The organism is Bartonella sp. P12B (assembly GCF_055796185.1).
Genome location: NZ_JBTTDI010000006.1, coordinates 93549 through 119324 on the forward strand (window position 1 = coordinate 93549; position 25776 = coordinate 119324).

General features: G+C 36.6%; 19 protein-coding genes. 15 read left to right on the top strand and 4 right to left on the bottom strand.

Features of this window, described 5'->3' with window-relative positions:
• The first annotated feature begins 10 nt into the window (after window positions 1–10).
• Entirely contained in the window at window positions 11–274 is a 264-nt protein-coding gene (locus tag AC0QT1_RS05725) for a hypothetical protein (RefSeq protein WP_473200616.1), read from the top strand.
• Here the strand turns inward: AC0QT1_RS05725 and AC0QT1_RS05730 are convergent.
• Window positions 271–1560, bottom strand: coding sequence for an MFS transporter (locus AC0QT1_RS05730; RefSeq protein WP_473200617.1), 1290 nt, complete (start codon window positions 1558–1560; stop codon window positions 271–273). The two genes, AC0QT1_RS05725 and AC0QT1_RS05730, sit on opposite strands and share 4 nt — an antisense overlap.
• 579 nt (window positions 1561–2139) lie before the next feature.
• Between AC0QT1_RS05730 and bafA (AC0QT1_RS05735) the strand changes: the two genes are divergently transcribed.
• From bafA (AC0QT1_RS05735) to ndk, 4 genes are all read left to right on the top strand, one after another.
• Window positions 2140–6114: a BafA family autotransporter gene (gene bafA, locus AC0QT1_RS05735; RefSeq protein ID WP_473201824.1), complete on the top strand. Its 3975-nt coding sequence runs from the start codon at window positions 2140–2142 to the stop codon at window positions 6112–6114.
• Between the two features lie 237 nt (window positions 6115–6351).
• The gene (bafA, locus tag AC0QT1_RS05740; protein WP_473201825.1) at window positions 6352–8907 is read left to right on the top strand and encodes a BafA family autotransporter; all 2556 of its coding nucleotides are present in this window, start codon (window positions 6352–6354) and stop codon (window positions 8905–8907) included.
• A 381-nt stretch (window positions 8908–9288) separates the two neighbouring features.
• Entirely contained in the window at window positions 9289–11829 is a 2541-nt protein-coding gene (bafA, locus tag AC0QT1_RS05745) for a BafA family autotransporter (protein ID WP_473201826.1), read from the top strand.
• A 382-nt stretch (window positions 11830–12211) separates the two neighbouring features.
• Window positions 12212–12634, top strand: a complete 423-nt coding sequence (gene ndk / locus AC0QT1_RS05750; RefSeq protein ID WP_473200621.1) for a nucleoside-diphosphate kinase — start codon at window positions 12212–12214, stop codon at window positions 12632–12634.
• Window positions 12635–12733: 99 nt separating this feature from the next.
• Here the strand turns inward: ndk and pgsA are convergent, their stop codons facing one another.
• The 3 genes from pgsA to AC0QT1_RS05765 all read right to left on the bottom strand — a co-directional run bounded on the left by pgsA (window position 12734) and on the right by AC0QT1_RS05765 (window position 16645).
• Complete coding sequence (gene pgsA / locus AC0QT1_RS05755; protein ID WP_473200622.1) at window positions 12734–13315, bottom strand: CDP-diacylglycerol--glycerol-3-phosphate 3-phosphatidyltransferase; 582 nt, start codon at window positions 13313–13315, stop codon at window positions 12734–12736.
• A gap of 73 nt (window positions 13316–13388) precedes the next feature.
• Entirely contained in the window at window positions 13389–15374 is a 1986-nt protein-coding gene (gene uvrC / locus AC0QT1_RS05760; protein ID WP_473200623.1) for an excinuclease ABC subunit UvrC, read from the bottom strand.
• Window positions 15375–15781: 407 nt separating this feature from the next.
• Entirely contained in the window at window positions 15782–16645 is an 864-nt protein-coding gene (locus AC0QT1_RS05765; protein ID WP_473201827.1) for a 23S rRNA (adenine(2030)-N(6))-methyltransferase RlmJ, read from the bottom strand.
• A 1134-nt stretch (window positions 16646–17779) separates the two neighbouring features.
• On the opposite strand from AC0QT1_RS05765, the gene AC0QT1_RS05770 reads away from it, so the two are divergent.
• The 10 genes from AC0QT1_RS05770 (at window position 17780) to AC0QT1_RS05815 (ending at window position 25715) form a co-directional block, all read left to right on the top strand.
• A complete protein-coding gene (locus AC0QT1_RS05770; RefSeq protein ID WP_473201828.1) occupies window positions 17780–18070 on the top strand; it encodes a hypothetical protein in 291 nt (96 codons plus the stop codon).
• Window positions 18071–18419: 349 nt separating this feature from the next.
• Window positions 18420–18731 (top strand): twin-arginine translocase TatA/TatE family subunit, encoded by a 312-nt coding sequence (gene tatA, locus AC0QT1_RS05775; RefSeq protein ID WP_473201829.1) that lies wholly within the window; start codon window positions 18420–18422, stop codon window positions 18729–18731.
• Window positions 18732–18785: 54 nt separating this feature from the next.
• A complete protein-coding gene (gene tatB, locus AC0QT1_RS05780; RefSeq protein ID WP_473201830.1) occupies window positions 18786–19226 on the top strand; it encodes a Sec-independent protein translocase protein TatB in 441 nt (146 codons plus the stop codon).
• The gene (tatC, locus tag AC0QT1_RS05785) at window positions 19223–20005 is read left to right on the top strand and encodes a twin-arginine translocase subunit TatC (RefSeq protein WP_473200628.1); all 783 of its coding nucleotides are present in this window, start codon (window positions 19223–19225) and stop codon (window positions 20003–20005) included. The genes tatB and tatC overlap by 4 nt, the downstream gene beginning before the upstream one ends.
• 60 nt (window positions 20006–20065) lie before the next feature.
• Window positions 20066–21343: a serine--tRNA ligase gene (gene serS, locus AC0QT1_RS05790; RefSeq protein ID WP_473201831.1), complete on the top strand. Its 1278-nt coding sequence runs from the start codon at window positions 20066–20068 to the stop codon at window positions 21341–21343.
• A 134-nt stretch (window positions 21344–21477) separates the two neighbouring features.
• Window positions 21478–22137 carry a protein-L-isoaspartate(D-aspartate) O-methyltransferase gene (locus AC0QT1_RS05795; protein ID WP_473201832.1) on the top strand — a complete coding sequence of 220 codons (660 nt, stop codon included), beginning with the start codon at window positions 21478–21480 and terminating at the stop codon, window positions 22135–22137.
• Window positions 22138–22305: 168 nt separating this feature from the next.
• Window positions 22306–23481: a peptidoglycan DD-metalloendopeptidase family protein gene (locus tag AC0QT1_RS05800; RefSeq protein WP_473200631.1), complete on the top strand. Its 1176-nt coding sequence runs from the start codon at window positions 22306–22308 to the stop codon at window positions 23479–23481.
• A 388-nt stretch (window positions 23482–23869) separates the two neighbouring features.
• On the top strand, window positions 23870–24313 hold the full coding sequence (yajC, locus tag AC0QT1_RS05805) for a preprotein translocase subunit YajC (RefSeq protein ID WP_473201833.1): 444 nt from the start codon (window positions 23870–23872) through the stop codon (window positions 24311–24313).
• A gap of 488 nt (window positions 24314–24801) precedes the next feature.
• Window positions 24802–25188: an Mth938-like domain-containing protein gene (locus tag AC0QT1_RS05810; protein WP_473200633.1), complete on the top strand. Its 387-nt coding sequence runs from the start codon at window positions 24802–24804 to the stop codon at window positions 25186–25188.
• Window positions 25189–25328: 140 nt separating this feature from the next.
• Window positions 25329–25715, top strand: coding sequence for a hypothetical protein (locus AC0QT1_RS05815; protein WP_473201834.1), 387 nt, complete (start codon window positions 25329–25331; stop codon window positions 25713–25715).
• Window positions 25716–25776: the final 61 nt, after the last annotated feature.

The following is a 25776-nucleotide window of genomic DNA, read 5'->3' on the forward strand; positions in this document are numbered from 1 at the left end:
TGGTATGATAATGATCATTGATCGCATTTTAATTGTTTTATGGGCTGTTATGTTGGCTTTTTTTTGCGTTTCATGGTTAGGGACAACGCATATCTTATCAAGAATATTTGCTGTCGCTTATGTTAGCAATATTGCAGATATTTTATTCTTTTTTTTGAGTGCACTGTTTGCTGGGATATTATGGTGGAGATTACCTCGACCAATGCCTTTGAAATTAAAACTGGCGGCACTTTTGCCGCCAGCGCTCGTTTTATTTTTCTTTACACTGTTTTAATTAGATATTTCATCGTCTTTAAATCCAACGAAACAAAGTAATGAAATAAATGAGGCAAGAAATAAATAATAACCAACATAAGTAATACCAAAATGTTGTACCAAGTATTCTGCAATATAAGGAGCGAGAGAACCTCCAACGATGCCGGATAAATTAAAGGTTACAGAAGCTCCCGTATACCGAATTTCTGTTGGGTATGGTGAAGCCAAAACAGCGCCAAGCGGGCTATAGATCATTCCCATGATCGATAAGCCTATGATAGACATTGCAAGAACTCCTGTAATTCCAGAGTTTAAAAAATAAGGAACTGCGAAAGAATAGAGTCCAGTAATTATGGTGATCCATATCATTAAAGTTCTACGTTTAACACGATCAGCAATTCTTCCGGTTAGGACAGTAAAAATTCCACAGAAAACAGCACCGACAGCCTCTACTTTAAGAGCTTGGAAAAGTGTTAATTGTAAATGGTTTGTTGTATAGCTTAACAAATAGGCGCTAACCAAATAAAACAAAACAAATGTTGCCATACCACAAAATGTACCAAGAAATAAGACCCGTGGATACTTTAAAAAGACATCTATTATAGGAGCTTTAACACGCTCTTTACGTTCAAGAGTTTTTTTGAATGCTGGTGTTTCGTTAATTGAAAGACGAACCCACAATCCTATGATCATAAGAACAACTGAGCCAATAAAAGGAATACGCCATCCCCATGCTAAAAGCTCCTCATGATCAAGAAAATGCAACAGACCTAAATAAACAACAACAGATAAGAATAAGCCAAACGGAACACCTAATTGAGGAAACATTGCATACCAGCCACGTTTTTCTGGTGGTGCATTTTCTGTTGCGAGTAGAACAGCTCCTCCCCATTCGCCTCCTAATCCCATACCTTGTCCAATGCGGCATAGGGTCAAGAGGAAAGGTGCCCACCATCCAACTGTTTCGTAAGTAGGAAGAAAACCAATAATAACAGTTGATAAACCCATAGTTAGAAGTGCAGCAATAAGCGTTGCTTTTCTTCCAATTTTATCTCCAAAATGCCCAAAAACAATAGATCCAAAGGGGCGGGAAAAAAAAGCCGCTCCGAAGATTAAGAAAGATTGCAAAATTGCAATTTGATCATTTTGCGTTGGAAAAAATACATGAGGAAATATAAGGGCTGCAGCAGTTGCAAAGACATAAAAATCAAAAAATTCAATTGTTGGACCAATAAGGCTTGCAAACAAAATGTGAAAAGGAGAATTTCTTTTGCTTACATCTTGTATTTCTGAGTTTATAGACATGAATAGAATGTCCCTTTCAGTATATGACAAATCAGATTATGAAACTAATTCCTTATTAATTATAAAAAATTCGAATCAGCTTCAATTGAGTATTATTACGCTTCTAATTTATTAGAACAATGATTATGGCATGATGAGAGTGAATGATTGTACTTGTAGGTATCCAAATTGAATATAATAAAGGCACTTTTTTAAACGCCATAGAAGGTGGAAAAAAATTATAAATAATGTAGCCTGTTCATACCGTATTGCTGCTGTCTTTAAAATACAGGCATTCTTTTAGTCGATTAAGAGACCAATCTCATTTTTTAGATTAATATTTAGGATTTCGAAAATATTCAAAAAGTCTTTTAATCAATATAATGAGAACATTTTTTAGACTCATTAACAAACTACTTTCACGCTTTAGTTGTTTACCGGTTTTAAAACACAACTGCAGTTTTTGATGCGCTAGTGCGTAGTGGAGGGGAAGCTTTGTGTATGATGATTTGTCATCTTGGAGAACGCGAGATTCAGCAGGGATGTGTTGTATGCACATTTTTCGAAATGTAGGAAATTTCAAGTCATGGAGTATGGAGAATGCAATACAAATTGATGCTGAGTTTTTTAGCATTGATGATCAGTAGTTTTCTTATAAAAGTTGAGGGTAAAACTGCTCCAAGAAAAAGACCATTGACCTCGGTAAATATAAATAAACATCTAGAAAGAACAGGAAATTTTTTATCGAAAGTGAAGGGGATAAAAGAAAAAGGAGAAAGTGCGAAAAGCATACAAAATGCACAGAGAACAAAAGGGGATGTGTTGCCTGAAGAAGAGGGAAGGAAAAGAGACAGTCTTTTTTTTAAGCTCCTAACAAATTCAACAATCAGTGATGCTACTTCTGTTTATATTACTGACCATGATTCTGAGGAAACTGGTAAAAAAATAAAGAGCTTCAACTATAAGGATGCAGGCTATTCCATTAATAACACGGTTCAGGATGGTGGGCGGCTCTATATTAATGAAGCGAGTGTTAGTAGAGATACGATGATTAAGAATGGTGGTATTGAGTTCGTCCAAAGTTTGAGTAATTCAGAATATACACTTATTAAAAAAGGGGGAAAACAAATTGTTACAAATGGTGCAAATGCTGAGGGGGCTAAAATCTATGGTGGTCAACAAGTTGTTATTGGTAAGGGGGCTTTTGAAGATAGTCTTAGAGAAAGCAGCGCTTATTACACTGAGATATATGGTGAAGGTGGTACGCTAGGATTACAGAATATATATGATGGTGGAATAGTTTTTGACACAAAAATTATGAAAGGAGGAGTACAGAATGTTGGTGCTACAGAAGGTGAGGATTCTACATCAAGTAGTGGTGCTTTTGCAATTTATACCGAAGTTTTTAAGGATGGCATACAGAACATCTTTGCAGAAGGAAATGCTAGTGAGGTTATGCTCTATGATAGAGCTACTCAACAAGTATACGGTAATGGATATGTAGATACTCTAACAATTAACCATCAAGCAAAATCATGGGTCTATTGGGGGGCAATATTACATAAAGATACCATAGTTAATGATTTTGGTAGTATCTACATTTTTGCTGGTAATAATAAAGACATTACGGAAGTAGAAAGAGTTATTTTAAATGGAGAGGATGCAAGATTATACATTATTGCTACTGAGGGCAACGGTAATAGATCAAAAATTAATATTGAGAATTTAAGTGGAAGTGGCAGAGTTATTTTTACCTCTATGGGAGGTGATAATGACTACTACTCTCAGCTTAATATTGATGATCTTTCAGGGAATTTACATTTTAATTTCAATGTTAACTTTGCCAATCATCTTAGTGATTATCTTCTTATTAAAAAAAATAGCTCAGGTCATCACACAATAAGTGTTGTTGATTCTGGGGTTGAAATTACAAATCCTTCTCACAAAAAGCTTAAATTAATTTCTGATCACAGCGGAAATGCTCATTTTTCTCTGACAAACAGCTTTGGTGAAAAAATCAGCACCATTGATGCCGGAACCTACACATATCGTTTGAAACACAGTAAAAAGAATGATACCGGCAAAATTTGGTATTTAGATGCGAATTACGCTCTTGATCGTACAAACACTCCTTTATTTTTAGATTTTAGCTTAAAATCAACTACTGCTCCATCCTTAGATGTTCTCACAGAGTTCAATATTGAGCAGAATATGGTTATTTCTATTGCGGATCCTAGCTTTGATAGTCGTAGTGAGGGAGTTAATGTTATTGACAGTCATAAAGCAAAAACTTCGATTAGTAACAAAGTCCGCGATGGTGGAATGCTTTATGTTTATAATAGCGGTCTTAATCTCTATACCACAATTGAAAGCGGCGGTATGGAGATTATTGAGACGCATGGTCTCTCACAAGAGAGCACCGTTTATAAAGAGGGGCAACAAAGAATTAAAAATGGAGGAAAAGCTGAAGAGAGTAAAATTTACGGTGGTACACAGTTTGTTTCAGGAGGGATTGATATCAATGGCGAGATGGTGAGGAGTAGCGCCTACAACACTATAATTTCTGGTCAAAATGAAGAGTTAGGATACCAAAACGTTTATGATGGCGGAATGGTTTTTGAAACAAAGATCATGGAAGGAGGAGTACAAAATCTTTACGTCGAAGATGATTTGAAAAATTATAGCAGTTTCGCATTCGATACCGAAGTTTTTTCTGGTGGAGAACAGAATGTTCTAGCGGGAGGTGAAGCTATTGGAGTTGTTTTACATGGGACAGCTGTCCAGAAAATAGAATTAGGTGGATATGTGAAAGATCTGATAATTAAGGATCAAGCAAAATCATGGTTACATCATGGTACAACATTAGAGGGAAGAACAATTGTTAATGATTCTGGACGAATTTATCTTTATGCTGGTGCTGATCAATCTCGTACGGAAGTAGAAGAAATTATTTTAAATGGAAAAGATACCCAATTATACTCCATTGCTTCTCATATTGATGGTGAGAGCTCTTTGATTGAAAATTTAAGTGGTAATGGCAGTGTTATTTTCACTTCTAATGTGTTTGATCCGCATTATTCTCGACTTGAGATCCATGATCTTTCAGGGAATTTACACTTTAGATTTAATACTAATTTTGCAAATCAATCCGGTGATTACCTTCTTATAAGAAAAGGGACAGGTCATCACAAAATAAGCGTTATTGATTCTGGTATTAAAATTACCCATTCTTCTCCAATCAATCAGGATTTAGTTTTTGAGCTTGATTTAATCCATGATCAAGGCGGAAAAGCGCATTTTACTCTGACAGATTTTTCTGGTGAAGAGATTAGCGCTATTGATAATGGGGTTTATATATATGCACTAAAGAAGAAAAATCATAACAATGGGAATGTTTGGTCTTTGTTTGCAGTTTATATTGATGATGTAGCACACAAGGGCAGATTTTCTCGACATTTAAGCCAAGATCAAAAGATTTCTTTTCTTTCAAAAAGTCCATCTCTGATAGATCAAGTGGGTTTCCATCATTCTTCTGAGGAACAACAGCAGGGTGTTGTTTCTGTAGATACTGCATCGCTAACTGATCAGATATTGTTACGCCCAAGTAATCGAGATCAACTTCCTTTGCAATTAATTCAGGAGATTCCAGTTTCTGATTTTTTAACCACTCCCTCTACGGATGCGGTGTTGTCAATGTCTGTGGCTCCTCAACTTGTCTTTCACAATGAGTTACAAACCGTGCGCTCTGGGCGAGAAATTCTAGAGAGAAATAAAAAGAATTCTGCTCTATGGGCATCTGCAATCAAGAGTAAAGAAAGCATTTCCGCAAACCATTTAGATTTTAAGCTGGAGCAGACAGGTGTAGTGCTCGGTATCACTGGTGTTAGTGATCTGACAAATGGAGATTTTTATCTTGGTGGTTTTGGCAGTTATGATCAGGCACATGTTGCTCATGCCCGAGGTGGTACCAGTAGCATAAAGACCTATGGCATTGGAGCTTATGCGACCTATTTTTCTCATAGTGGATGGTATTTAGACAGTGTTTTGAAATATAATCATTATGAAAATACTCTGAAAGCAGTTTCAACGAATGGTTTAGACATTGAAGGGAGTTATAAGCAATGGGCGGTTGGAGCATCCCTTGAAGGTGGATATCGTATGAAGATAGCAAAGAGCAGTTGGATGCAGCCTTATGCACAATTCACATGGTTGCAAGCTGCAGGTAAAGAAATAAAACTTACGAACAAGATGATAGGTGATATAAGCCCTTTCACGTCTTTACGCAGTGAGGTTGGTTTATCTTTAGGGTATGAGTTTGGTTCTGGTATAGAGAGCTCATCGTTGGCGTATATTACTGCTGCATGGTTGCGTGAGAATAAAGATGGTAACCACACGACGATTAATAAACAACATAAATTTAGCACCGATTTATCAGGAAATGCGGGTAAATTAGGAATAGGTTTGAGTAGTTTATTGAGTGATAAATTAAAGCTTTATGCGGAAGCACATTATGTTAAAGGTAGCAAGGTGAAGCAGTCCCTTCAAGGGATCTTGGGTATGCGCTATAGTTTTTAAATGTGGTTGTTCTTTACTCTTTGATAAAAAATTCTGGAAAGACATTAAAAAGATAATGTGTAGGTATAGCCCCTTATTCTCTTGAGTAAACAAAGACATTTAATGGAATGTAAAAAGCATTTTTTATAATATTAAGAATACGTTAAAGATAATTCTTGCAATCTTAGGTTGAAAAAATATTTTGCAGAGCTAATTACGTTTGATGTCTACTCAGGCGTGAAGGGGAAGGATATAGCTATGCAATATAAGTGGAAACTAAGTTGTTGGATGCTCATGATTAGTAGCTGTTTTGGGCAAGCGGCAGCGGAGGGTGAGACGCATTTTTTTTGTCAGTCTTCAAGCTATGGTGAAAATGAAAAAGTACTCCATGTCCAATATAAGAAGGGTATGAGGACAAGAGCATGTATAAATATTAAAGCATCTAAAAATGATGTTATTTTAGAGAGGAGTGGTGGAACAGACTCTTTTGAAAAGCTTAGTGGTGTTAAAGGTACTGAAATATTAGGAAACAAAGTATGGGGAGGAGATGGCAATGATGAGAGTAATGCCGGGCAGTATGTGCAAGAAAATAATATTGTAGCGCGGAAAAATCCTGAACTTATTTTTATTAAGGATGGAGCAATTTTGGAACATTTTGTCCTTGATAATAATGGTAAAGCTTACATTTCGAATGATGGTCAGACAGATGATCCAGGGCACTCTATCAATAACACCGTTAGGGATGGTGCAGAGATTTATGTTTATGCAGGAGGTCTGAGTGAGAATAGCAAAATTGAATATGGTGGAATGGAAAGTATTTATGCTTCAAAAGGAAAACAAGGCATTTCAAAAAATGCTGTCGTTCAGAAAGGGGGAAAACAAAGTGTTGGGGATGGAGGAAAAGTAGAGGGGACAAAAATTTATGGTGGTAAGCAGCTTGTTTTCGGCGAGGGTGATGTTGAAGGACAAATGAAAGGCAGTAGTGCTTCTAATACTGTAATTTATGACCAAAATGAAGCACAGGGGTGGCAAGAAGTGTATGATGGGGGAACTGTTTGGAACACAGAAGTTATGCACGGGGGCGTACAAGAGATTGCAAAAAAAAATCAAAGTGCAAAAAATGGTGGTTCTGCATTTGATACTAAAGTTTTTGGGGGGGGTGAGCAGCATGTCTTAGCTGGAGGTAGAGCTATTAACGTGACTTTAAGTGAAACGGCTACTCAGGAAGTATATGCGGATGGATATGTAAAAAACTTAACAATTAATGATGCAGCAAAATCATGGGTGCATGCAGGAGCAACATTAGAAGGAAAAACGCTTGTAAATCATTCGGGACAGCTCCGTCTTTATGCTGGAAATGATCAACACCATACTATAGCAGAAGACATTGTTTTAAATGGACAAGATACAGAACTCTATGCCATTACCGAAGGGTTTGACGGAAAAAGTTCTCTCATTCAAAAGTTAAGTGGTAATGGGAGTGTTATTTTTGCGTTTACTGGTTCTGATCCATATTATTCTCAACTTCATGTTAATAATCTCTCAGGAAGTTTACATTTCGAGTTTAATACCACTATTGCTCATAATCGTGGCGATTATCTGTTCGTTGAAAAAGGGACAGGTAAGCACACAATCAGTGTTGCAGACTCTGGAGTTGAAATCACGGATCCTTTTTCAAATAAGCGTGATTTAATTACAGATCAGAGTGGTGGGGCCTCTTTTACTTTGACGGGTCTTACTGGTGAAGAAATTCATGCGATCGATGGTGGAACATATATGTATGGTTTAAAACAGAGAAAGGATGAAAACGGAAAAGTTTGGTTTTTATCTGCGGACCGTATCGCTGGACCAGATCCTTCCTTTCCTGATCCGAAAGATCCATTTGCGCCTATTTGGCAATCAACCACTCCTTCAGTTGATGCCGTACTTTCGACAGCAGTAGCTTCTGGTCTTATTTTTAACAATGAGATGGATATTGTACGTACTGGGAGAGGAATTCTGGACCAAAATAGGAAAAATATAAATCTATGGTCTTATGCGATAAAGAGCAGAGAACGTGTTGCAATAGATCATACACACTTTAAGCTTGAGCAAACAGGTATAGCGCTCGGTGCTGATCATTTAAACGAACTAACCCATGGAGATCTGTATGTTGGTGGTTTTGGTAGTTATGATAAAGCACGTGTGATTCATACACGAGGTGGTGATAGCGACGTAAACAGCTATAGCATTGGAACTTATGCAACTTACTTTGATAATCGCGGATGGTATATGGATGGTATTTTAAAATATAATTATTATCGGGATAATCTGAAAACCATTTCAACGAATGGTTTAGCCATTCAAAGCAACTATAATCAGTCAGCGATAGGTGGGGCATTTGAGGTTGGCTGTCATTTTCAACCAGCACAAAATACTTGGATGCAGCCTTATATAAAACTAACAGGTTTACAGGTTGAGGGTAAAAAAGTTAAGCTTACTAATGGAATGATAGGTGATATAAGCCCATTAACTTCATTCCGTAGTGAAGTCGGATTAACTGCAGGACATAAATTTATTTTTGACGCAGCAACTTCCTTAACAGCTTATGTTACAGCAGCTTGGTTACGTGAGAATATAAATAATAATCATACAACAATTAATAATCAGCATAAATTTATCACAGACTTGTCTGGGAATGCAGGAAAATTAGGAATTGGCTTAAACAGTTTTGTCAATGATAAATTAACGCTTTATGCGGAAGCGCATTATCTAAAAGGGCATAAGATTAAGCAGTCACTTCAAGGTATTTTAGGGGCACGCTATAGTTTTTAAGATGTATTTTTACATATTTTATTAAACTTATAAATGTAATGATTAAGAAAGTTAAAAATCAATATTCATATTTATTCAGTTGAGGATCAAATATAGAGGATAAGATTATACTCTATTAAAATCTATTATTTCCTTCTCTATTGTTAAGATGGTTGCAAATTGTATCTTATATTTAAGGTACAATTTGCTTTTTATAAATCTATATTTTCTTAGATTAAAATATTCATTTTACCATATTTCAATTATAAGTTGTGCAAAATAAAAAAACACACTAAAAAATTGTATTTAGACATAAATAAAACACATTATGATACAATCTACAACAGTCCACCTATGAAGTTGTGGAGTGTTTGTCTAATGATTGAGAGTGGAGAGTAGATTATGCGACATAAATGCAAATTAAGTTTTTCAGTATTGATGATCAGTAGTTGTCTTGTGCAAATTACAAGTGCATTTGAAAATAATGATGAGGAGCTACCTCATATGATGAAGGTGATAAGTGGGGAGACAATCTCGAAAGGCTCAACACAGATTACCTCTCTTTTCAGTACTAATCTTACAATTGGTGATGGCGGTGTCGAGATTGTTGATAATGGTGGAATTTCTACGTGGTCTACTGTTGATAAAGGTGGGATGCAAATAGTTACGCGTGGAGGGACTGCCGCAGAGATTAAAATCCTTGGTGGTAAACAGTTGGTTTTCGAAGAAAAGAGTTTTGATCCTAAAACTGTGGCGAAGAAAAGCAGCGCTTATAATGTTACAGTTTCTGGTAAAGATGGAGTTGTAGGACAACAAAACGTGTATGATGAGGCCTGGGTTTCGAATACAAAAGTGGGGAAAGATGGAGAACAAAATCTTTACAAGGGACAAAGAAAAGAGGGGGGAAAGGCAATGAGTACTGTGGTTTCTGAGAACGGTCGACAACATGTTTTAATGGGAGGAGAGGCCTTTGGCACTACCTTGCAAGATAAGGCTGTTCAAGTTGTTTATCCTGGTGGATTTTTGGATAGTCTAACGATTACGAATACTGCTAGTTCATGGTTACATGCTGGTGTAAAGGATATCGTTGGAGATGTAGAGGTTAATGATAGAGGACGCCTTTATTTACTGGCTGGTGATACCACTGATCATCTCACTAAACAAAAACTTTCTGTGGAGGGAAGAGTTGAAGAAATGTTATTTTTGGTGGGTGAGCGGAAACCTAACGAAAAACCTCAAATTTATATTGAGAATTTAACGGGAAATGGAACTGTCATTTTCACTTCTATCCAGTACGATCCACGTCATGTTTTACTCTATGTTGAAAATCTTTCAGGGAATTTACACTTTAAGTTCAATCTTAGTGATATAGGTGACGGTAGTGATTATTTGTTTATTGAGGGAGGTTACGGCAATCACAAAATAAGCGTTACCGATTCTGGGACTGAAATCACAGCTTCTCTCTTACGAAGCGGTAGTCTTGTTACGGGGATTAATTTGATTACCGATAGAAGTCAAAATGGAGGGGCTAATTTTGCTCTGGAAAACCAATCCGGTGAGGCAACTGAAGCTGTTGACATTGGAACTTATACGTATCGTTTGTATAAGACAGAGAGGAATGCCGATTCCAGTGGTGGTTCTACAATCTGGTATTTAGGCCTAGCGAATGGTAGATCAAGTTCCTCGGAGATTTCTTTTCCGCGTAAAAGTAGAAAACCGAAAGTTCCTATTTTTACGGATATGGGAACGAGTACATCTCAGAAGAAGAATAATGGAAGGCACAATAAGTTACCTCCCCAACCAAGACCTCCGCGGCATTTAAGAGATCAGCAGCAGCCTCCGGTATTATCTCTAGGAAATCAAACTCCTGAGGTGATACGTGCTGCAAACCATCATCCTTCTGAGGAACAACAGGAGGGTGTTGTTTCTGTAGATACTGCATCGCTAACTGATCAGATAATGTTACGCCCAAGTAATCAAGATCAACTTCCTTTGCAATTAATTCAGGAGATTCCAGTTTCTGATTTTTTAACCACTCCCTCTACAGATGCGGTATTATCACTGTCTGTGGCTCCTCATCTTGTTTTCCACAATGAGTTACAAACCGTGCGTTCTGGGCGAGGAATTCTAGAGAGAAATAAAAAGAATCCTGCTCTATGGGCATCTGCAATCAAGAGTAAAGAAAGCATTTCCGCAAACCATTTAGACTTTAAGCTGGAGCAGACAGGTGTAGTGCTCGGTATCACTGGTGTTAGTGATCTGACAAATGGAGATTTTTATCTTGGTGGTTTTGGCAGTTATGATCAAGCACGTGTTGCTCATGCTCGAGGTGGTACCAGTAGCATAAAGGCCTATGGCATTGGAGCTTATGCGACCTATTTTTCTCATAGTGGATGGTATTTAGACAGTGTTTTGAAATATAATCATTATGAAAATACTCTGAAAGCAGTTTCAACGAATGGTTTAGACATTGAAGGGAGTTATAAGCAATGGGCGGTTGGAGCATCCCTTGAAGGTGGATATCGTATGAAGATAGCAAAGAGCAGTTGGATGCAGCCTTATGCACAATTCACATGGTTGCAAGCTGCAGGTAAAGAAATAAAACTTACGAACAAGATGATAGGTGATATAAGCCCTTTCACGTCTTTACGCAGTGAGGTTGGTTTATCTTTAGGGTATGAGTTTGGTTCTGGTATAGAGAGTTCATCGCTGGCGTATATTACTGCTGCATGGTTGCGTGAGAATAGAGATGGTAATCACACGACAATTAATAAACAGCATAAATTTAGCACCGATTTATCAGGAGATGCGGGTAAATTAGGAATAGGTTTGAGTAGTTTATTGAGTGATAAACTAAAGCTTTATGCAGAAGCGCATTATGTCAAAGGGCGCAAAGTTAAGCAGTCACTCCAAGGGACCTTGGGTATGCGCTATAGTTTTTAAATGTGGTTGTCCTTTGTTTTTAGTATATGAGGTCTTGAGGCAGTGAGTTATGTGATATTTAGGCAGCGCTTTGAGAAAAGTTGATCTTTTTGTAAAGACTATATATTCCTACTGGGTGTCGTTTTTCTTGTATTTTTCTTCTTGGTGAATGGTTCTTTTGAAGAAAAATATCTCAGTTTATACAAGGACTTCAATGAGAAGGGTTGTTCTGTTATAAGGAGATCGGATATCATAAATATTTCTGTTATTTACTGAGATTTGCACTGATTAGTGCGCCCATTTTTAAAATTTTCTGCGGACTTTTGTACAGGCTCTTGGCAAAAGGTGATCCGCTCGCTATAGAGTGATCCGATAATATTATAAATGTAATAAAGGTGGTTAAATGGCTATAGAGCGTACTTTTTCGATGATTAAACCAGATGCGACGCGTCGTAATTTGACGGGGGCAATTACTAAAATGCTTGAAGATGCGGGCCTGCGTGTCATTGCTTCTAAGCGGGTTTGGATGAGTCAGCGTGAAGCTGAAAAATTTTATGCAGTTCATAAAGAACGTCCATTTTTTGGTGAATTGGTTGAATTTATGTCTTCTGGTCCAACGGTTGTACAGGTTTTGGAAGGTGAAAATGCAATAGCTAAAAACCGCGAAGTGATGGGGGCAACAAATCCCATGGATGCACAGGAGGGAACAATTCGTAAAATACACGCTTTGTCGATTGGCGAAAACTCTGTTCATGGTTCAGATGGTGCTGAAACAGCAAAAACAGAAATTGCTTTTTGGTTTTCTGAAATAGAAATTGTTGGTTAATAAAAAGATGAGTGAAAAGAAAAAACCTCGAAACATCGTGTTTCAGGTTTTTTCTTATGGAGTTATAAATTTCTGAGAAAAACTGTATGAAGCTCATCTTCATGTGATGACGTGTTTTAAACCTGCGCGAAAATAGTCCCATCCTGTCCACAATGTGAGGAGAGCAGAAATCCATAGCATCATGATGCCAAAGTTTGTTATGTGCGGGATAATTTTATTACCAGCTGGTCCCGCCAACAGAAAAACGATAGCTATCATTTGTACAAAAGTTTTCCACTTTGCAAGACGAGAGACAGGAACACTGACTTTTAATTCAGCCAGATATTCACGTAATCCTGATACAAGAATTTCTCGGCAAAGAATGATGATAGCAGCCCATAGGGTCCATCCAGCAATTGTACTATCTGCGGCAAGCAAAAGCAAACAGGCAGAGACGAGGAGCTTATCTGCAATTGGATCTAACATGCGACCAATATTGGAGGTTTGTTCCCAAATACGAGCAAGGTAGCCATCAAGAAAGTCAGTAATTGATGCAATAATAAAAATGGAAGCAGCTGTCCAACGTGCGATATCACTTGATTGCAGTCGTCCCTCTATAAAAAAGCATGCAACAACCATTGGCACTGCGATAATTCGTGCATAAGTGAGAATATTTGGAAAAGAAAAAGTATGATTTTTCATAGAGCTATTTTCAATTCTTTATAAGATATAGTTTATTTTATAAACGTAACAAGGCAAGGATTACGAAACAAGTTTATTTTTCATTAAAATAGTTATGAATTTTTTGTGCAATGGTAATGGAAATTCCTGTAACTTTTGTCAAATCTTCAAGTGAAGCATCGGCAATAGCTTTAGCGCTTCCGAAATGATGAAGTAAAGCGCGCTTTCTTGTTGGGCCAATATTGGTGATTTCATCAAGCGGATTTTTGAATGTTGCTTTTTTCCGTTTTGCTTTGTGTGTTCCAATTGCAAAACGATGAGCCTCATCACGGAGGCGTTGCAAGAAATAAAGGATAGGATCCCGTGGAGAAAGTGTAAATGGTGCTTTGCCTTTTATAAAAAACCGTTCATGTCCTGCGTTACGATCAGGACCTTTAGCTATACCAACCACCGTGATAAAATCATCTAATTTTAATTCAGAAAGTATTGTATGCACACTATTTATTTGTCCTTCACCACCATCAATTAATATGACATCGGGCCACATAGGAAAAGAATCACTATTTTGCCTTTTTATATGTTTACGTTTATTAGGTAGATCATGTTCCTTGATAAGACGTAAAAATCTCCGTCTCATGACTTCTTTCATCATTCCAAAATCGTCACCGGGTGTAATATCGGTCGAGCGAATATTGAATTTGCGATATTGATTTTTAATAAAACCCATTTGGCCTGCGACAATCATCACACCTACTGCGTTCGTCCCCATAATATGGGAATTGTCGTAGACTTCTATACGAGACGGGGGATGAGGGAGTTGGAATATTTCAACAAGACCCTGAAGTAATTTTCTCTGTGTCGTTGTTTCAGCAAGCTTGCGTCCTAGGGCTTCATGCGCATTGATATAGGCGTGATTAACAAGGGTTTTGCGTTCACCTTGTTTAGGTAAAGAAAGAAGTATTTTTCGATTTGCTTTTAAACTGAATGCCTCTGTAAGGAGTGCCTTTTCTTCGATTGTTTCAGATAAAAGGATAAGTTTTGGAAGAGGTTTATCATCATAGAATTGGGCAAGAAAACTTGCTAAAATTTCAGTTCGAGAAAAAGAGGGATCTGCTTTAGGGAAATAAGCTCTGTTTCCCCAATTTTGTCCCATGCGGAAAAAGAATACTTGAATGCAGGTTTCTCCTTCTTTTTGCGCAATGGCAAAGACATCTGCTTCTTGTATCGTTTGCGGGTTAATCCCTTGATGACTTTGTATGTGCGAGAGAGCTGATAAGCGGTCACGATAGGCTGCTGCTCGTTCAAAATCAAGATTTTCTGCAGCTTGATGCATTGCTTGAGCCATATTGTTTTTAACGGATTGGCTTTTTCCTGAAAGAAAAGCTTTTGCTCCTTTCACCAATTCTCTATAATCACTCTCACTAATTTCATCTGTACAGGGTGCAGAACATCGCTTAATTTGATAAAGTAAACAGGGGCGTGTACGGTTTTCAAAAACTGCATCGGTACAGGTTCGTAATAAAAAGGCACGTTGTAAAACATTGATTGTTTGTGTTACAGCACCTGAAGAGGCAAAAGGACCAAAATAGTGGGCTTTCCTTGTTCGAGCACCACGATGTTTGTAAAGGGCAGGTGCGCGATGATCATCAGTGATAATGATATAAGGAAAACTTTTATCGTCACGCAAGAGCACATTAAAACGTGGATGTAATCTTTTTATGAGATTAGCTTCTAAAAGGAGCGCCTCTGTTTCTGTATGAGTTATAACAAATTCCATATGATATGTCGCATGAATCATGCGGGCAATACGGTTATTGTGCCCTTGTTCACGCGTATAGTTTGAAACACGTTTTTTTAGATTACGTGCTTTGCCAACATAGAGAACATCACCTTGTTCATCAATCATTCGATAAACGCCTGGCTTATGCGGGAGGTGTTTAACGAATTCTTGTATGAGTTTGGTACCTTTAAATTGATGTTTATCATTTCCTTTATTGACATTGTCCCATGATATGGGGGAGAGAAAAGGAAGTCTTTCTCTTTCATTGTTAGAACAAGTTGTGTTTTTTTTCAGGATCATTCAGTTCATCCGAAAGTATTGTTTGTTTTTCATATGAAATGTTCTTATCTATTATGGATATAATGATAGTCATTTTTCTTATGAACAACACATTATGATGTGAGATCATTCAATTTTGAATTTGTTTTACTTTTCATAAAAAACATAAGGGTGGTCTCTAAAAAAGTTTTCCGAGTTTGCTAACGTTGTATCTCGTGGATAAAAAGAGTAAATCTATGATGATGAAAGGCTATATTAAAATAGATTTTGTTTTAAAAGACAAATTTGTGCTGCTGACTATGATGTACATTAGGAGTATATTTCAAAAGATCAAGGAAATTGATATTTTAGTCTTGCAATATTTCTGAGCCGTTTTGTATTTTTGATTTTTGTGAAGAAGATTTTGATTTCAGTGCGACATAAAAAATCTAACATAATGAATGCTCTTTTCGTATCCATTTATGCGTTATTTGTGCATTGTTATCTTGTCCAAAACGATCGAGAAGAAAGGGGCTTAATTTTTTCATTTCTTCTTCAAGAAGATAGGGAGGGTTAATAAGAATCATACCACTTCCATGCATCGTAGGTGGTCTTGAACTTTTTCGAATACGCATTTCAAGTTGTAGAATTTTAGGAATTCCTGTTTTATACAGTCCATGAAGGAAATTTTCAATTTCTTTGTCATATTTAACAGGATACCATAAAGCATAGATTCCTCCAGGAAAACGACGATATGCTTTCATTAGTCCCTCAATAAGGCGAGAAAACTCACCAGGTTTCTCAAAGGGAGGATCAACAAGGATAAATCCACGTTTTTCCTTTGGTGGCAAATGTGCATTTAAAGAAAGCCAACCATCCAAATGCAGGACTTTTGTTTGATAATCACCAGCAAATTTTTTTGCTAAAAGATGATAATCTTCATCATGTAATTCAATTGCGGTCAGTCGATCTTGTTTACGCAATAATTGGCGAATAAGAACAGGAGAGCCGGGATATAATACTCTTTCTTTTTTTCCTTCATTGAGTGCATTAATAATATCATACCACGGACAAAGAAGTTCTTTTAAATCTTCTGGGATAGGAGCTGAAAAAAAACGTTGAACACCTTCGCGCCCTTCTCCTGTTTTTTGTGCTTCCAAAGAGGAGAGATCATAAATACCGATTCCAGCATGTGTATCTATGACGCGAAAAGCTTTCTCTTTACGTTTGAGATATTCTACAATGCGGGTGACAATAATGTGTTTAAAAACATCAGCGAAATTGCCAGCATGATAAACATGTCGATAATTCATGAGTAAATTCTACCATATAGATGATCGTCTTTATTAACATAGAAAATGATTTTTATATCAACAAAAAGCCTGTTGTAGAGTTCAAAAAATATTTTGATCTAAATAAAGAAAATCAATGTTATGAATGAGTAGTTTTTTATTATACTTTTAGAGTAATGCAATTTTTATGAGCTATATTGATGTCTAAAATTAAGATCTTTTACTAAAATATGATCAAAGAGAAAAAATTTCAATTGAGTCATTTTTTATATTTACGAGATAATTTTTGTATTGTCATTCTCTTAAAAGGGAACCAGAGAGTGTATAAATGAACTGGATCATCAGTGGAGGCATTAAAAATTTTAAGATCACTTTTCACATTGATCAATAAATTTATCAATGATCTAAAGTTTTATACATTTTACATATCTGATGAAAATACTCTTAAACTGATAGAATTCTTCTTTAATAAAGCTACTGTGAAAATATGAGTAAAGGCAGTAAAACACATCTGTTGAGGTGTAGGAAGACTTCTAACATGAGCGTTTGAGAAATGATTTTATCAGTTAAAGTACAAGTTTTAAATTTATGCATGGAATGGTTAGGTTGTTATGTACGTATTAAAATATAATTTAAAAAAATTGATATGAAGTATATGAGCTGCTTTAATAAAATTAAGAAGGATTAAGTACAGTTCAGCCTAGAGGTATTATGATAGTATTAGAAATAAAGACTATGAGCTTTGGTATTTCTATTTTTCATTCTAAGAGATAAAGAAAAAGCCTTTTATCATTAAGCATAGGTCTTGAGCTTTTATTTTGTTTGCAGGCAATATAGGATTGGCATATGATATCAAGGTGCTTACCATATCTTTACGTGAGGTAAGTGGATGTTGTGGTATTTTTATTGATCAAGAAGGGGACAGGGTACAATATTTCCTTCTATCTTTAGTGCCTTATTGCTCAGCGGCTACAACATTAGGAAAAGTTTATATAAAGAGGTAAAAATAAGGGAGTTTGTGCTGCATGAATTATATTTCGACTTTATGATTGTGATATTATGGGAATGTGTGCTTATGCTCAGGACAAAGAAACAGATACAGTTTTAGGAGCTGAAACGGTTTAAAGGTTTTTGTATAGGGGCGTTTTGCCAGTGATGAAATATATTCTCGGACAAGCACTCACTGATATAAATTTTAAGTTAACAAGTTTGGATACACCGCTTGATATTTTTGAAAAATACGATTTTATATCTTTTAAAATTTTGGCTAATTTACCAGCTGCCATAATTGCGTATATCGTCTATAAAGCGATTTATGATAAGATGCTAGCAACGTTTTCTAAAAGAGTTATTGAGAATATTATTCGTAAGAAGATGTGTTTTCGTGGGCTTTTAATATCCCATGACGTAACTGAAAGTTCTTTCAGAGGACTATACCTTCAGTAAATTTTTTCAGTGGGTTGTAATACCATTCTTTAATTGTAACTGTAATTTGAAAGAGGTGTTTGCGATTGCGCAGATGATGCCATTTTTAAAAGGTAAAACATTGGAATGCGCATCTAATGTTTTCTGTAAAGTATTGAAACCCGATAGAGCAGACGAAAATTCTTTAAGAGAAGAGTTTTTAGATCTTTTAAATAAAAAAAGAGGCTGAAAAGTTAGTTTACAATAAAAAGCATATGATTGCCTTTAACCTGAAAAAAATATGCAAGTAAGATATAATTATATTTGATTGCATTTCTTTAGAGTAAGCATGAACAAACGAATTCAAATTTAAAAGCAGTGAGAGAGAGTGATGGGTAATATTTTTTCACCAACGCATTTAATTGTAATTTTACTGATTATTCTTGTGCTATTCCGGCGCGGGAAGGTTTCTGAATTAATGGGCGATATTGCTAAAGGGATTAAAGCTTTTAAAAAGAATATGAAAGAAGAGGAAGATAGCATTGAGAATAAGCTTACAGTAGCTAAGTATTCCAAAATAATGGATGTTGAATCTCAAAAAACTGAGCCATTATCAGTAAAACCTGTAGTTGCACGCAGAAAGGCTTCTTCTTCCACTAAAAGAGACAAGGCGCCTGTTGCTAAAAAACGGCATGTCAAGTAACCAAGATACAATAATAAGTGTACATTTTTTTAATGAGGCAGTTGAGAGTAAGCGATGTTTGGGATTGATGGGCCAGAGTTTCTCGTGATCTTACTTGTTCTTGTTGTTGTTGTTGGACCAAAAGATTTACCTAAAATGCTAAAGACCATAGCAAGGGTAATAATTTATGTACGTTCAACAGTGAATGAATTTCGTCACCAATTTGATGATGCAATAAAACAGGTCGAGCTTAATGATTTGCAAAAGACATTCTCTGATATCAATAATTTTAATCTGAGCAAGGAGTTAACAGAGACTTTTGATTCTATTCATGATGCAGTAGGGAGCCCCAGCGATAATTTTGGTATAAAGACAACACACCATAAATCAAAAAAAGACAAAGCAGTTTTGGGACGTGCACAGAGCAAAGCCAATGAAGATTTAACAGAGTCTGTTAATTTTCATAGCCCTGAAAGTGTTTCTATAACTTCTAAAAATGAAGAAGGTGTGTCATGAATGTAAAAAAAGATGAAATTGATGCTAATATGGCACCACTTTTAGAACATTTGATTGAACTGCGTCAGCGAATTATTGCTGCTCTAGTCGCATTTTTGATGGCTTTTATTATGTGTTTTCTTATCAAAGATTATATTTTAAATTTTTTAATATGGCCTTATCAATGGGCGATGAAAATATCGGGTGGTAATCCTGAGAGTATTCGTTTGCAATCAACACAAGTATGGGAAACTTTTTTAACGAAGATGAAACTTGCTGCTTTTGGGGCAGTTATCTTATCTTTTCCCTATACAGCATTTCAGTTTTATAGCTTTATTGCACCAGGACTTTATAAAAATGAGCGTATGGCTTTTTTGCCATTTCTCATTGGTGGACCGATTTTGTTTTGTATTGGGGGAGCATTTGTTTATGTTCTCTTGGCACCAATAATGCTTTGGTTTAGCCTTTCTCAGCAGATTCTTCCAGATGTTCATTTAAGGATAGAGTTTATAGTCCGTATTTCTGATTATTTGAACTTTATGACATCCTTTATCCTGATTTTTGGTTTGATTTTTCAATTACCTCTTATAGTCAGTCTTTTAACAAAAGTTGGTCTTTTATCGTCTCAGAGTCTGGTCTCTAAACGAAAATGGGCTATTCTCCTCTCTTTTATCATAGCGGCGATAGTAACCCCATCGGATTTTTTTACTATGTTTGCAGTAGCTTTACCAACGATAGCTCTTTATGAAATTTCAATTTTAATTGCTTACTGTATAGAAAAGAGAAAAAAATCCTCTTAAGAGAAGTTTATATTTTGTGTGATAGAAAACAAATCGAAACGATGCAAATGAGGAATTTTTATGCTTGATATTAAGTGGATTCGTGAATACCCAGAAAAATTAGATGAAGCGCTAGAAAGGCGAGGTCTTGAGCCACAAGCGGAAAGATTAATAAAACTTGATCTTGAACGTCGCTTACATGTTGCTAAAGTACAATCTGCGCAAGAGCGACGTAATGTTGCTTCAAAAGAAATAGGGCAGGCTTTAGCTGCACATGATCAGAAAATGGTTGAACATCTTAGAGCTGAAGTTGAAGAGATTAAAACCTTTCTTTCTTCTGCCACAGCGGAAGAAAAACGGTTGACGGAGAGTTTTGAGAAGGCTCTTTCAGCACTTCCTAACCTTCCATTGGATGATGTTCCAAAAGGTGCAGATGAAAGTGATAATGTTGTTATCCGACATTTTGGTATACCTCCAACATTTGATTTTTTACCAAAGGAGCATTTTGATCTTGGCCAAAATCTCAAACAGATGGACTTTGAGCGAGCAAGTCGTTTATCGGGGACGCGCTTTACTGTACTTTCAGGAGCATTAGCACGGCTTGAACGTGCACTTGGTCAATTTATGCTTGATGTGCATGTTGATGAGCATGGTTATACAGAGGTTTCTGTACCTCTTTTGGTTCGTGATGAGATTGTTTACGGAGCTGCTCAGTTGCCCAAATTTGCTGATGATCTTTTTCGAACGACAGACGGTCGATGGTTAATTTCTACAGCAGAAGTGCCGTTAACCAATTTGGTAAACAATGAAATTCTTGAGATATCAGATTTACCATTGCGCTTTTCTTCTTTGACTCCCTGTTTTCGTTCAGAAGCTGGAGCAGCAGGTCGTGACACACGTGGTATGTTGCGTCAGCACCAATTTTGGAAGGTAGAAATGGTATCTATAACGACCGAAGAGCAATCTTTAAGAGAACTGGAACGTATGACAGAGTGTGCAGAAGATGTGTTAAAACGTCTTGGTTTGCCTTTTCGCACGGTGGTTCTTTCTACGGGTGATATGGGATTTGCTGCACGTAAAACATATGACATTGAAGTTTGGCTTCCTGGTCAAGGGTGTTATCGCGAAATTTCCAGTTGTTCAGTTTGCGGAGATTTTCAAGGGCGACGCATGAATGCTCGTTATCGTAAAGAAGGAGATAAAGCATTACACTTCGTTCATAGTCTTAATGGTTCTGGTACGGCCATTGGGCGTTGTCTTATAGCTATTCTTGAAAATTATCAGCAAGCTGATGGATCAATTATTGTGCCAGATGTTTTACAACCCTATATGAAGGGTGAGCGTTATATTACTGCTTAATTTTATGAAAGGAGAAACCACTATGCGTTTATTGCTGAAAGAAAATAACATGCAAACGCTGGGGGTTGCCATTTTGAAAAAAATAAGTTGTCTGTATGATAAGGGTGCTACTCCATTGGAGATCGAATGATACTATGGGGCAAAAGGGTATTTTACGATTTCGTGAAGAATTAGCGAGTCTTGTGTTAAAAATGCGTAGCAAAGGGATTGATGATGTTCGCTTTTTTGCGGCATTTGAGAAGATTCCACGTCAGCAGTTTGTTGCTGCGCCTTGGTTCAGTAGTGCTTATGAGAATAAAGTTATTCCAATTGAGTGTGGTGAGTATATTGAACGCTTGGAAGAGCAGCTTTTGATTCTTTCTGCGTTATCGTTAAAAAAAAAGCATCGTGTCTTAGAAATTGGTACAGGATCTGGTTTTTGTACCGCTCTTATGGCGTGTCTAAGTGATCGTGTGATAACAGTTGATCGTTATAAAACACTTATTAATTTGGCGCGCCAAAAGTTTCAAACTTTGGGACTTGAAAATATTGTTGTAAGGCAAATTGATGGAAGCCGTACTGTTGCAGGTTTAGAATCATTTGATCGTATTCTTATTTGGCCGTCACGTTCTGATGAACCAAAGGAATTTTTAGAACTGTTAGCTGAAAATGGGATTCTTATTCAAGCTATAGGGCCTGATGAAGGGGTGCAAAAAGTAACACGCTATACGAAAATTGGCAGTCGATTTGAGTGTTTAGAAATGTTTCAAGTGCGCTATCAACCCTTTATTAAAGGCATTGCAGAAATACTTTAATTTTTGAAATTTAAGATATTACGCAAATTCTTTTACCTTTTTATTATAGATAAATTCATTTTGATCTTATTATAAAGATATTTATGAATAAAATATTTCATTTTAACTCTTAGGTAATATTAAAAAGCTTTAATAGATTTAATTGAGTATTAACGGGTGAGCAAAACTATGTGTTTAAAAGTTTTGAATGATGTTTTTTGGCATAATTTTCAGAGAATAGCTTTTTTAGCAATGACGATGATTTTTGCGGGATGTAGTTCTGGTACGCAGCGTTTTTCTAATATTTTTTCTCACAATGCAGTATCCACACATTCCAATATGTCCACCACTATCCCGACAGACTCACAAATGCTATCGTATGGCGGTGTAATACAAAGCACGGAATTACCTCCTGTAGAGCCAAGCAATGAATCATGGACAGATGACAATATCGCGTATAATTCTCAACAACAAGGTGGGATGTCTTCTTCTGATAGTCAAATTATGGGGACACCACCACGAAATCTTGGAACGCTTTCCCGTTCACAACTCGATAACTCTCCTATTTTTCGGCGAGATTCTTATATTGTCCAGAGTGGAGATACACTGTTAAGCATTGCACGGCAAGTAGGGATTAGTGTTGAAGCATTAAAATTAGCAAATGGTATAAGCAGTAATTCCATTTATATTGGTCAAGTCCTTAAGATTCCAAATAAGCGTGTATCAAAAGCTTCGAATACCTACAATGATGATTGGGCTGCATCAAAAGCAGGTTCTTCACTCCAGTCTCAAGTTAGGTCTTCTATAAGACACGAGAAAGCTTTGTCTATCGATAAAGTTCCTGCAATGCCTTTACCTTCTACAAAGAAGAATGAAACAAATATTGGGAAGAATTCTTCCAAGCCTATGAAGCAATTGAGACATGAGACTGTTTTTTCAGATACTATAACAAATACGGATAATGTTATTACTCCACAATCCACAGGAATTTCTAAGATGCGTTGGCCAGTGCGAGGGCGTTTATTAAGCCAATTTGGTCAAAAAAAAGGGACAGCAACGAATAGAGGGATCGACATTGCTGTACCTGAAGGCTCATCTGTAAAAGCAGCGGAAAATGGCGTCGTTATCTATGCGAGTGATGGGTTAAAAGAGCTCGGTAATGTTGTTATGATTCGACATGAACACAATATTATCACAATTTATGGATGCAACAGTAAGCTTATTGTTAACAAGGGACAAAGGATACAACGTGGTGATGAAATTGCTAAGTCTGGTATTTCAGGGAATGTTAAAACTCCACGTGTTTATTTTGAGGTGCGTAAAAATTCTGTACCTGTTGATCCTACTGAATATTTAGAGAATTGATAAAATTGTGTTTTGGAAATCTGCGGCTTATAGGGTTTTCTAAAAAAACGATTACTATGAGTCAGTCTTGTAATATTTGTGCCAGAAATTTTATAGGTTTAAGAATGATGAATAATTGATTTCATTAAATGAGTAAAAAATCATTTTGCATCATTTATTTTTTTGATTATTAAGAATGTATATATTTAATGATATATAAAAATCTGTTCCTTAGAAGTTTTGTCCGTTGCTTTCTATTTTTTAAGGATTTATGGCCTGTCTATAAGGTTGTGATTACATTGGGGTTATTTCGCTTTGTATGTAAATCCTCTGGGGAAGCTTTTTTTAGTTGAAAATCTGTTTTACTAGAGTGAGAAAACACCTGAAGTTTAATCTATAGGAGATGAAAATGTTTATTAATAACGCTTATGCTCAAGTTGCAGATGGTGTTTCCAATGGGCCCTCACTTGTTAGCTTTATTCCGTTTATTTTGATTATTGCAATTATGTACTTTTTTATGATTCGTCCACAGCGTGTGCAAATGAAAAAGCGACAGGAGATGCTTAATGCTATACGTCGTGGTGATACAATTATAACGGGTGGTGGTATTATCGGAAAGGTTACAAAAGTTTACGATGAAAGTGGTGAATTAGAGGTTGAAATTGGTGATGATATGCGTATTCGCGTTATCCGTTCAACATTATCTGATGTTCGCGTTAAAGGTAAACCAATTGCAGAAAAAAAATCAAAACCTTCTAATACAAAAACATTGAAGAAATCTAAGTCTATTATGAAGGAAAGAGTGAGTGTACCTAAAGAGGAAGAATCTGTATCAAAGGAAAATGATATTTAAACTATAATTGCAGTCTTTTACATTTGTTTAGAATACATTTTTATAAAAGTCTGTTGGTTCTGTAGAAAAGGCAATCTCATTGGAAGGGTGGTCTTATAGTTGATAAATGAGCATAGTGTTTCATTTGTTTTTCATAGACTTACAAAATAGCTACTTCATTATGAAGCATTGCAGAAGATTGCTCTATCCTTTGAAGCGTGTCATTGTTTTTGGAATATAGGATTTTCTTATTTTTGAGTAAATTAGCTGAAATAATTTTTTTAAAGATGAATCTTTTTTAAATAAGCGCAACATTTAACCACGGATTATTACCAATTTTTCTTGTATTTATTGCAGTGTTAAGACAGATCTTTTGTATAAAATATTTTATATCGATATTAGTATGTGAGTTCAGATAAAATAGATCAGTCTTCATTATAAGTCCTTTGCTGATTTGGAAAAAAAGAAGAATGAGATTGTGGTTATTTCAAAAATAAAGGATATTGCCCATGTTTCATGCAATTCAGATCCGTGAGGCGCATTTCCCAGGGCGTGTGCCTATTGATGCGTATGGAAATGGTGGATTTCGCTTTGCTGATATGTCACATAGAGGTTCTATTATTTGTGTACCATCAGGGATTTATGGTATTGATATGGTAGGGCCTGTTCCCACTCGACATGATATAGCTCATATTTTAGAAGAATCGTCCGAAATTGAAGTTTTGCTAATAGGTACTGGTGTTGAATTATTACGATTACCTGAAGAGTTACGGGAGCTTTTATGGGAAAAGCGTATCTCAACAGATACAATGAGTACAGGTGCGGCGGTGCGTACATTTAATGTTTTGTTAGCTGAGGATCGTGCAGTTGCTGCGCTATTATTTGCGGTAGAATGATAGATTATCTAGGAAAATCAATATTTATTTTTACTAGAGGAATTGTGTAGTTCTTGATTGTTCGATGGAGTTCTCTCTTATTCCTCATTTAGGGGAGTGTTTTTGCCCGCGAAAAGCTCTCAGAAGAAGCCAAGGCGGGTATGGAACAGGCTGGAGAAGATCTAGCCAATGGGGTTGTCGATGGCTTTATGTCTTCCATCACACAATTGGCTGACTTTTTTAAATCCTTACCCCATCGCACCAAAGGATGGATTGGCTCAATTGATTTATCTAACATGTTTCATTTGCCCAGTTGGCTTGGTGGCAAAACAGCTTTGCAGCCGATTGTACAATTTGCCGGTCGCCAGCAAACAAGCCCTGCGGCAACTGGGGCAAGGGACAAAAGTAAACAGAGTGCATCCGTTTATCACCATCAAAATGTCACGGTGCATGTGAATGGCGCGCGTGATCCTCTTGCCACAAGCCGTGCGGTCACCCAAGCCCTCCAACGGGCAAAAGCCAATGCCCTGCATGGTGGGACAGAATGAGGCAAGGAGAAGCAATGAGGGGAGGGAGCAGATGAAAGATCCTTTGATGATGTTGGGACCG

Bases quoted from the DNA above. Each gene is read 5' to 3' on its own strand.
- bafA (WP_473201826.1), top strand. From the start codon at position 9,289: ATGCGACATAAATGCAAATTAAGTTTTTCAGTATTGATGATCAGTAGT.
- AC0QT1_RS05800 (WP_473200631.1), top strand. From the start codon at position 22,306: ATGTGTTTAAAAGTTTTGAATGATGTTTTTTGGCATAATTTTCAGAGA.
- ndk (WP_473200621.1), top strand. From the start codon at position 12,212: ATGGCTATAGAGCGTACTTTTTCGATGATTAAACCAGATGCGACGCGT.
- AC0QT1_RS05815 (WP_473201834.1), top strand. From the start codon at position 25,329: ATGGAACAGGCTGGAGAAGATCTAGCCAATGGGGTTGTCGATGGCTTT.
- AC0QT1_RS05730 (WP_473200617.1), bottom strand. From the start codon at position 1,560: ATGTCTATAAACTCAGAAATACAAGATGTAAGCAAAAGAAATTCTCCT.
- AC0QT1_RS05725 (WP_473200616.1), top strand. From the start codon at position 11: ATGATCATTGATCGCATTTTAATTGTTTTATGGGCTGTTATGTTGGCT.
- tatC (WP_473200628.1), top strand. From the start codon at position 19,223: ATGAATGTAAAAAAAGATGAAATTGATGCTAATATGGCACCACTTTTA.
- AC0QT1_RS05765 (WP_473201827.1), bottom strand. From the start codon at position 16,645: ATGAATTATCGACATGTTTATCATGCTGGCAATTTCGCTGATGTTTTT.
- AC0QT1_RS05770 (WP_473201828.1), top strand. From the start codon at position 17,780: ATGAAATATATTCTCGGACAAGCACTCACTGATATAAATTTTAAGTTA.
- pgsA (WP_473200622.1), bottom strand. From the start codon at position 13,315: ATGAAAAATCATACTTTTTCTTTTCCAAATATTCTCACTTATGCACGA.
- tatA (WP_473201829.1), top strand. From the start codon at position 18,420: ATGGGTAATATTTTTTCACCAACGCATTTAATTGTAATTTTACTGATT.
- uvrC (WP_473200623.1), bottom strand. From the start codon at position 15,374: ATGATCCTGAAAAAAAACACAACTTGTTCTAACAATGAAAGAGAAAGA.
- bafA (WP_473201824.1), top strand. From the start codon at position 2,140: ATGCAATACAAATTGATGCTGAGTTTTTTAGCATTGATGATCAGTAGT.
- bafA (WP_473201825.1), top strand. From the start codon at position 6,352: ATGCAATATAAGTGGAAACTAAGTTGTTGGATGCTCATGATTAGTAGC.
- AC0QT1_RS05810 (WP_473200633.1), top strand. From the start codon at position 24,802: ATGTTTCATGCAATTCAGATCCGTGAGGCGCATTTCCCAGGGCGTGTG.
- serS (WP_473201831.1), top strand. From the start codon at position 20,066: ATGCTTGATATTAAGTGGATTCGTGAATACCCAGAAAAATTAGATGAA.
- yajC (WP_473201833.1), top strand. From the start codon at position 23,870: ATGTTTATTAATAACGCTTATGCTCAAGTTGCAGATGGTGTTTCCAAT.
- AC0QT1_RS05795 (WP_473201832.1), top strand. From the start codon at position 21,478: ATGGGGCAAAAGGGTATTTTACGATTTCGTGAAGAATTAGCGAGTCTT.
- tatB (WP_473201830.1), top strand. From the start codon at position 18,786: ATGTTTGGGATTGATGGGCCAGAGTTTCTCGTGATCTTACTTGTTCTT.